General features: G+C 59.6%; 6 protein-coding genes and 1 pseudogene. 4 read left to right on the forward strand and 3 right to left on the reverse strand.

From position 1 onward, the window contains the following. Window positions 1–212 precede the first annotated feature (212 nt). Complete coding sequence (locus tag CJ255_RS20235) at window positions 213–959, forward strand: hypothetical protein (RefSeq protein WP_097645894.1); 747 nt, start codon at window positions 213–215, stop codon at window positions 957–959. A 181-nt stretch (window positions 960–1140) separates the two neighbouring features. On the opposite strand, the gene CJ255_RS20240 is transcribed toward CJ255_RS20235, so the two are convergent. After that, a complete protein-coding gene (locus CJ255_RS20240; protein ID WP_097645895.1) occupies window positions 1141–1554 on the reverse strand; it encodes a hypothetical protein in 414 nt (137 codons plus the stop codon). 102 nt (window positions 1555–1656) lie between these two features. On the opposite strand from CJ255_RS20240, the gene CJ255_RS20245 reads away from it, so the two are divergent. Genes CJ255_RS20245 through CJ255_RS20255 form a run of 3 tightly spaced genes read left to right on the forward strand, consistent with a single transcriptional unit; the run spans window position 1657 to window position 7172 of the window. Continuing rightward, the gene (locus CJ255_RS20245) at window positions 1657–2706 is read left to right on the forward strand and encodes a hypothetical protein (protein ID WP_097645896.1); all 1050 of its coding nucleotides are present in this window, start codon (window positions 1657–1659) and stop codon (window positions 2704–2706) included. Window positions 2707–2751: 45 nt separating this feature from the next. Continuing rightward, the gene (locus CJ255_RS20250; protein WP_097645897.1) at window positions 2752–3987 is read left to right on the forward strand and encodes a flagellar hook assembly protein FlgD; all 1236 of its coding nucleotides are present in this window, start codon (window positions 2752–2754) and stop codon (window positions 3985–3987) included. Then, the gene (locus CJ255_RS20255) at window positions 3984–7172 is read left to right on the forward strand and encodes a hypothetical protein (RefSeq protein WP_097645898.1); all 3189 of its coding nucleotides are present in this window, start codon (window positions 3984–3986) and stop codon (window positions 7170–7172) included. Before CJ255_RS20250 ends, CJ255_RS20255 begins: the two co-directional genes overlap by 4 nt. A 4-nt stretch (window positions 7173–7176) precedes the next feature. Here the strand turns inward: CJ255_RS20255 and CJ255_RS23810 are convergent, their stop codons facing one another. Continuing rightward, window positions 7177–7344, reverse strand: coding sequence for a hypothetical protein (locus CJ255_RS23810; RefSeq protein ID WP_165774847.1), 168 nt, complete (start codon window positions 7342–7344; stop codon window positions 7177–7179). Between the two features lie 10 nt (window positions 7345–7354). Continuing rightward, window positions 7355–7564 (reverse strand): annotated as a pseudogene (locus CJ255_RS20260) (IS66 family transposase); the annotation flags it as partial.

Genomic DNA, 7564 nt, shown 5'->3' on the forward strand with positions numbered 1-7564 from the left:
CCCCCGGATGCCGACTAATGGTGTTCCAGAAATTAATCCGGTGTCGCGGCACGGGCTAGACCTGATAGATATGCCAGATTTGCGAGGTCTGGTTAGCGGATTATTTACTGGAAGACCATAAGTTGGCACTACGTTTGCACGATTTCCTATTTCCTATTTCCTCCTTCCTCCTTCCTCCTTTCCTATGCCCTCCTCCCCCCAAAGGCAGCACTATGCACATGCTACGCTTCACCGGCTTTACCCTACTTGAATATCTGCGCTCAGGACGGGTCTTGATTGAAGTCGTCGCGCTCATGTTGGTCTATGCGATCTTTTTTCGCAACCCGATGACCGACGACTACTTCTTCAGTGTTTTGGGCGTCTTCACGCCTGCGTTGACACTCTACACGATGGCGGCCATCATTGGGCTGGGCGACCGTCCTCAGAGTTATGTGTTGCTGGCACGCGGGCTGGGGCGAGCAAGCTTTCTGCTTGGCCTCTTTCTGAGTGCGTGTAGCATTGTCGCCGGAACCTATGGCATCTTGTCGCTGCTGGTGGCCATCTTGAACCCGCCGCCCGAACTTGACCTGCTCGGCTGGTGCTTGGGCACACTGCCACTCATGTTGAATATTGGCCTCTTAGCCGCGCTGCTGCTCATGCTCTCGCCGCTGGTCTTTCCCACCAGTTGGCGGCTCTTTGTGCTCGGCTTGATAGCTTTAGCCTTTTCGAGCAACTTCATTACCGGCCAGATGATGGCTGCTATCCCAGAGACGCTGCAAACGCTCTTGCGCGCCACCCAAGCACTCCTTGGCGGCCCGCTCGTCCCCGCGTTCTACGGCTTCCAATTGGCAGTTACCCGTGACTATGGCAACGCAACCGCCATTGCCAACCTGTTGGCCCAAACATCGCTGCTGATTGCGTTGCTGAGTTTGGCGCTCTACGCCTTTGCACGGCGCGACTTGATCTTTAGTGGGCAATGAGTGGGCTAGGAAGTAGGAAAGAGAAAGTAGGAAAGAGAAAGTAGGAAAGAGAAAGTAGGAAAGAGAAAGTAGGAAAGAGGGAGGAGGACATACTACTAATTTCTACATGCCATGAACCTACCCTCCTACTTTCCTACCCTCCTACTTTCCTACTTTCCTACTTTCCTACCCTCCTACTTTCCTACTCCAAGGTAGCAATCTGTTCACGAACTTGAGCGGCGAGGCGTTCAAGTTCACGATTGACAACATATTGCCACTCTTCGGCCTCGCTATCTTCGAGGGCACCGCCGCCATACTTCAACTCCATGGCCAAATTCCAGCCCCGCCGTTCCGCGAAGTGCTCAAGCTCGCGCTGGCGGCTCGGAGGCCAGCGGCGGCTGATGAAGGCGCGGAAGGCACGTTCGCGGCGTTTTGAACCATCAGGGTCGAGGGAAGGTAGTGCAAAGAAGGGCTCCTTGTCACGCGGATCGGGTTCGGAAGCCTTGCTAAAGAAGATCGCCTTGTGGGGGATTGAGTAGCGCCATTCGCCGTCACCCTCATAATTGGCCGGATTGTTGGCAATGGCGCCGATGAGCATGCGGTCGGTGATCGTCATGGCAGTAGCCTTACACACTACGGCGGCGGCGGGACAGATGCAGCACCGCCGGTAGCCCTAAGCATAGCATGTCTAGGGATGGTACGCAAGATAGGAGGAACTATGGGCGATTTCTGGGATGATCTTGGCAAAACGCTGGGTAAAACGCAGCAGAAATTTGATGCAGCACGCCGTGAAGCGGAACGTTTGGCCCAGGAAGTAGCAAGCCAGGCTGAACAGGGTTTGCACGAAGTGGTTGAACAGGTCCACCAGGCGGTTAGTGGGGTCGTGGCTGAAGACCTCGTCAACATCGCAGCGCTCCCCGAACATCAGCGCGTCGCGTATGCCGGGGCGCTCTATGCGCTGGCCAATAGCGATGGGAGCCTTGATCGTGATGAGTTGCAACTGATCATTGATCTGGTAGATTTTGAAGGACTTTCGGCTAATGGGCGCGACCTGATCTATAACTACATTGTGGCCCCACCCGACTTCAGCATGGCCCTTGCGCCCTTTCCAGCGGCACCAGAGCAGGTACGCTATGCCTTGATGCTCAACTTGGTTGAGATTGCTTGGGCTAATGATCTGCTCGATCTGCGCCAAGACCGCATGCTCGAACAGGCACGCCAGACTCTGCTCGTGAACGATGAGCAATACCGGGCCATTTGGCGCTTCATGCGTGATCTACGCACCATCAAGCTGCGGGGCCAGAATGATCGCGCAGCAGCCCAAGCAACCAAACTCGCCGCAGCGGGCCTTGCTGCCGTAGGCGTGCCCATCGCGGCGGTCTATGTCTCTGGCTCAGTCATCGGGCTGAGTGCCGCCGGGATTACCTCAGGTCTTGCCGCCCTTGGCCTCGGCCTCGGCATGGTTCCCGGCATTGGCATCGCGGTACTCTTAGGCACTGGGGCCTTTCTCGGGGTACAAGCGCTGCTTGAAGGCAGCAACGCCCAACAGCAGAGCCGTCTGCGAAAGCAAATTCAGCAGCGTGCCAAGGCGCTCATCGCTCACCTTGAGCACATGATTACACTCCTGGATCAACACATCCAGGCTGTGGCCCAAGCCGCCGACACACGCGCCAATGGTATGAAGCTGGCCGCACTCTATAGCCGTCGCCGCGCCCTGCAGCAGATGATAGCCCGCCGGAGGGCTATGGCAGAGAGTGAGCTGGCGTAGCAACATTTTGCGCGATTGCCCGAATCCTGTTAGCATGCGCCCGTTATGATCCATCAATGTCCATTCTTTTTTGCCGTGCGCCGCATGCTGCTCACGTTGAGCCTTGTTGTTGCGCTGCTGTTGCTTGCTGGCTGTGGTACTGGTGCGGTGCTTGGTGAGGTGAGCCTGAGTGCGGCTTCGTTTGCGCCGACTGAGACTTCTGCGCCGCTGACGATTAGTTATGCGATTGGGCGTCAGGCGCAGGTTGATATCTATCTGCTGGCGGCTGATGGTACGCGCTACGATTTGCGGCGCGATGAGGTGCGTCCGGCCCACCGTGAAGCCTATGTGCTGCGCTTTGATGGCACTGTGCCTACCAATGATCCCATGATTTTGCGCCGCATGCTGCCCCCCGGTGATTACCAGGTGGTGGTTGCGGCGACCGCTGCTGATGACCAGCAGGCTGAACGCCGCTTGCCGCTTACCATTGCTGGCAGCGAGATTCCTTTGCCTGCGATTGAGAATCTGCTGGTTGCGCCCGAAGTCATTTCGCCCAATGCCGATGCGATTGATGATGTTGCCGAGTTTACCTATCGCTTGCCGATTACGGCAACGGTGGATATTGCGATTACGACTCCTACTGGCGAGGTGGTGCCGGTGGTGACGCGCGAGCAGGAGGGGCCATTTGAGCAGCACCATGTCTGGAATGGCAAGCGGCCCAATGGCTCGCTGCTGCCCGCCGGGGTCTACACCTACACCGTGCGTGCCGAAGACCTCTATGGCAATGTGGTGCAGCGCCAGGGCAACATTGGCCTTGAGGATGTCGGCCACCCCGAAGCGCGCATCGTCTCCGCACGCATTGCGCCCCAACGGGTGATGCTGGGCAGTGTGATTACGGTGACGGTGCGGGTACGCAATACCGGCGAGGTGCCGATCCGTACCTATGGCCCGGCAAGTGGCTATGAGTTTAGTACCAATGAGGTCTTCTCGTCGGTGGAAGATGGCCGCTTTGCCGCGCAAGCCGGTGGCTTCTGGCGCGTTGGGGTTGATTGGGACGCCAATAGTGGCGGCGGTGCCCTGCGCTACCCCTTCCGCTGGGCGCTCTCCGAACGCCCGCCTGAAGACTGGACGGTGCCCGGAGTTGAGGATTTCCTCATGCCCGGTGAGGAGGTCGAGATTGTTGGCCGCGTTCAGATTCTGCGCCGCGAGACGCGCATGGGTTTCTATGTGGGTCTGATTCAGGATGGCGTGGGCTTCTTTCAGGATCGCACGGCGCGTACGATTATTGAGGTTGGATTTTGAGCTACGTCCTTGCGGCCCTGTTGCTGCTGTTGCTGCTCTATCTGCCCGGTTGGGCTTGGATCCGCCGCTTTGGTGCGCCCGCCGATCTATTGGAATGCCACTTTGAACGGGTGGTGGTCGGGGCGCTTTGGGCGGGTTGGCTGGCGCTGCTCTTGGCTGCACTAGGTTTTTTTAGCCTCTGGTTGCATGTGGTTCTCACCTTGGGCTTTGGGGCTTTGCTTGTTTTCCTGCCCCATGCACGCCCCCCGCCGCAACAAGCCCGTTGGCGCGGCTGGGAATTGGCCGCTGTTGGGGGGGCACTGCTGCTAACCCTGCTGCTGGTGGCGCGCCCCTTTGAGACGGTGGTTGGCGTGCGTGATGCCGGGGTCTATGCGACCACGGGGATGGCGCTGGCGCGTACTGGCAGCCTGGTGCAGCATGATGCGCTGGTGGCACGCTGGGGCCAAGAGGCTCAGTCTGAGGATGAGGCCGTGGCTGGCCCGGCGCGTCAAGCGATTACCAACTATATGATTAGTCAGCCCCGCGAGCGCTATATTGCGAGTCGCTTGCGGGCGGCAGGCTTCTTTATCAATGAGGGTGAGGTGCCCGCTGGCCGGGTGGTGCCGCAGGGGCTGCATCTGCTGCCCGCTTGGATTGGCCTGCTCACCGCCATAGGCGGCCCGCTCTTTGGCCTCTTTGCGCCTGGGCTGCTGGGCTTCCTGGGGGTTTGGAGCGTGGGCATGCTGGGGCGACGGCTCGCTGGCCCCTGGGTCGGGCTGTTGGCTATGCTCTTTTTGGCCCTGAATGGGGTGCAGATCTGGTTTTCACGCTATTCAACCGCAGAGACAACGGCACAATGTTTGATCTGGGTGGGCCTCTATTTTTTTGCGGTGGCCTTTGGTGGGCAGGATCGGCGCTTGGTACCTGCTGAAGCACAGGATCAGCGGCCCGCTTGGGTTGCGGCCCTGCTGGCCGGGTTGGCGATTGGCCAAGTGGCCCTGACGCGCATCGATTTCTTTTTGCTCGGGCCGGTGTTGGCCTTTTTGCTCTATGTGGCACTGACCCGCCGCTGGCAACTGGTGCATACTGCGCTCGCCGTCGGCATGGGGCTCATGCTGCTCCACGCTGGTCTGCATATCCTCTTTGTTGCCCGCGCCTATTTCTTTGATACTGCCCACGAGCGGCTGCTGCGCGACTATGCGCTGGTGGCGTTGCTCAGTGTGCCCTTTATGACTGAGGTGCTGCGCGAGGTCTTTCTGGAGGGGGCGCGGAGTGCGCTGGTGCGTCCGCTGCGTCTGCCCGGCAATCTGGAACTGGATGCCTGGGTGCGCTTGGTGGCGGAAGTGGGGTTGCTGTTGGTGGCGTTATTCTGCCTGCTGCTGCTCGCTCGCCATGGGTGGCTCTTGCGCCGCTTTGAGGCGGCTCTGCTAGCGCGGCGCACGCTGCTGCTCAATCTGCTGACGGCGGGGGTGTTGCTGCTTGGTGGTTACGCCTACTTCGTGCGTCCAGCGCTGCTCGATAGCGATATACTCTTCAATACGCGGGGCGGTTGGAGCGATCCGCTCACCCGCGATCCAGTCCTGGTGGCCGCCGATGTGCGCGCCGGGCGCATGGGCGTCACTGAGGCGCGCAATCAGGCCGGTGTACTCTTCGCGCCTGGCCCGCTCTGGGAGGCTACCCCCGATCACGAGGCGACCGTTGCGCTGCGCGAGCAACTGCTGGCCGAACGAGGGCCATGGGCCGGGCCGTTGAGCAACCAGACGACCAATTGGCTACGCCTGCAAGGCTATGTGGGTGCGCCGATCCGGATTCCGCTGCGTCTTTGGTACAATGAGTATAGTACCATGAGTTGGTGGCAGCGTATGGCGGTAGACCCGGCCAGTCTGACTTCTGAGCCGGCGCCGATCAATCCGAAGTATCTGATCCCCTTGGCCAACCTGGTGCGGGTTGGCTGGTACCTCTCGCCCTTGGGCCTACTACTCGGCATCATCGGCTACGCCCTCTGGCTGCGGCGTGGGCTGAATAGCGCTTCGTGGCTCTTTCTGAGTGTCGCCTTTGTGGGCACACTCTTCTATGTGCGCCAAACCTATGGCACCTCCGATCAGCACTATATCTACATTTTGCGCCGTTTCGTGCCGATCACCTACCCCGCCTTGAGCTTAGGCATGGCCTTTGCGCTCGTGGCCTTGGCAACGGGAGGAATGGGCAACCTCTGGTTGCAACGCCTACGCCTTGCGAGCGCCACAGGCATGGCGCTACTCTTGCTGCTCTTCTTGATTGTGACCAATCGGCCCATCATTGGCCATGTGGAATATCGGGGCGCATTGGCGCAATTGGACAGCCTGGCGGCCCAGTTTAGCCCCGGACGGGACGTGCTGCTCATGCGTGGGGGAGCGCCGATCTACGCCGAAGCACGCGATGTGCCTGATATGGTGGCCACGCCGCTGCGCTTCATCTATGGCCTCGATGCCTTTGCGGTCAAGAGCACCAGCCCGGGCAAATATGCCCATGAACTCGCCGCGACAGTTGAGCGCCTACACACACAGGGCCATCAGGTCTACGTGTTACTTGGCGCTTCCGGCGCAAGCTTTGCGCTACCGGGCTTCGACCTGGAGCAGGTGGGCTTCTTCACACTTGATCTGCCTGAATTTGAGCAACTGCTGGATCAAAAGCCGCGCAATGTCTCGCAGTTGAGCCTGGGGTTTGCAATCTACCGCCTCGTACCCGGCGAAGCAGGGCGCGTAGCGAGCGCCCCATTGCCCTTGACGCCACTCGATTTCGCGGCGCAGGTAGTAGGCTTCCACCGCCCCGAAGCGCGCCCCGACGGCTCGCGCTATGCTTGGAGCAACGGCAATGCGATCCTACGCCTGCCCTGGCCCGTCGGGGCAGCCCCCCAGCAAGTGGCCCTCAGCCTTGCCGGGGGCGAGCGTCCTAGCCACTTGGGGCCAGCCGAAGTCTGCCTCAGTGCGCTCCCCGAAGACCAACCCTGGCCCACCCAGACCAACGCATGGGTTGAATTGGGCTGCTTCTTGCTCACTGAAGAACCAGGTATCGCCCTTATAGACCTCGATCCAACCCAACTCCCCCCAACTCCCACGGGCAGCCTCCTGCTCAACCTACGCAACCGCCCGTGGATTCCGGCGTTAGAAGATGCGCGCCAGAGCGACCGCCGCGATCTAGGGGTGCAGGTGGGGGCGGTGAGGTGATCGTTCAGGTAGGGGAAGGCAATGTAATACCATTTACGATTGTAGATTGTAGATTGTAGATTGTAGATTGTAGATTGCAGATTGTAGATTGCAGATTGTAGATTGCAGATTGCAGATTGCAGATTGCAGATTGTAGATTGTAGATTGTAGATTGTAGATGTATCCTCTCCAAAACCGCTGGATCAGGCCGCCGATGGCATGGCGACACCAGCCCGTTGGGCTATGCGCTCGGCTAAGGTTGGCGTGGTCGCAGGCGTGACGATCCGGTCGTGGAGGTAGTGAAAGAACCCCACGCCGAGTTTGGCCGCCGTGGCTGCCAAGGTTTGGAAGGTATCCCAGGCCCGCGCACCCGCCCGCGATTGGGGGCCGAAGCTGACACGATGCGCTGAGCT

Source organism: Candidatus Viridilinea mediisalina (assembly GCF_002532535.1).
Classification (GTDB): Bacteria; Chloroflexota; Chloroflexia; order Chloroflexales; family Chloroflexaceae; genus Viridilinea; species Viridilinea mediisalina.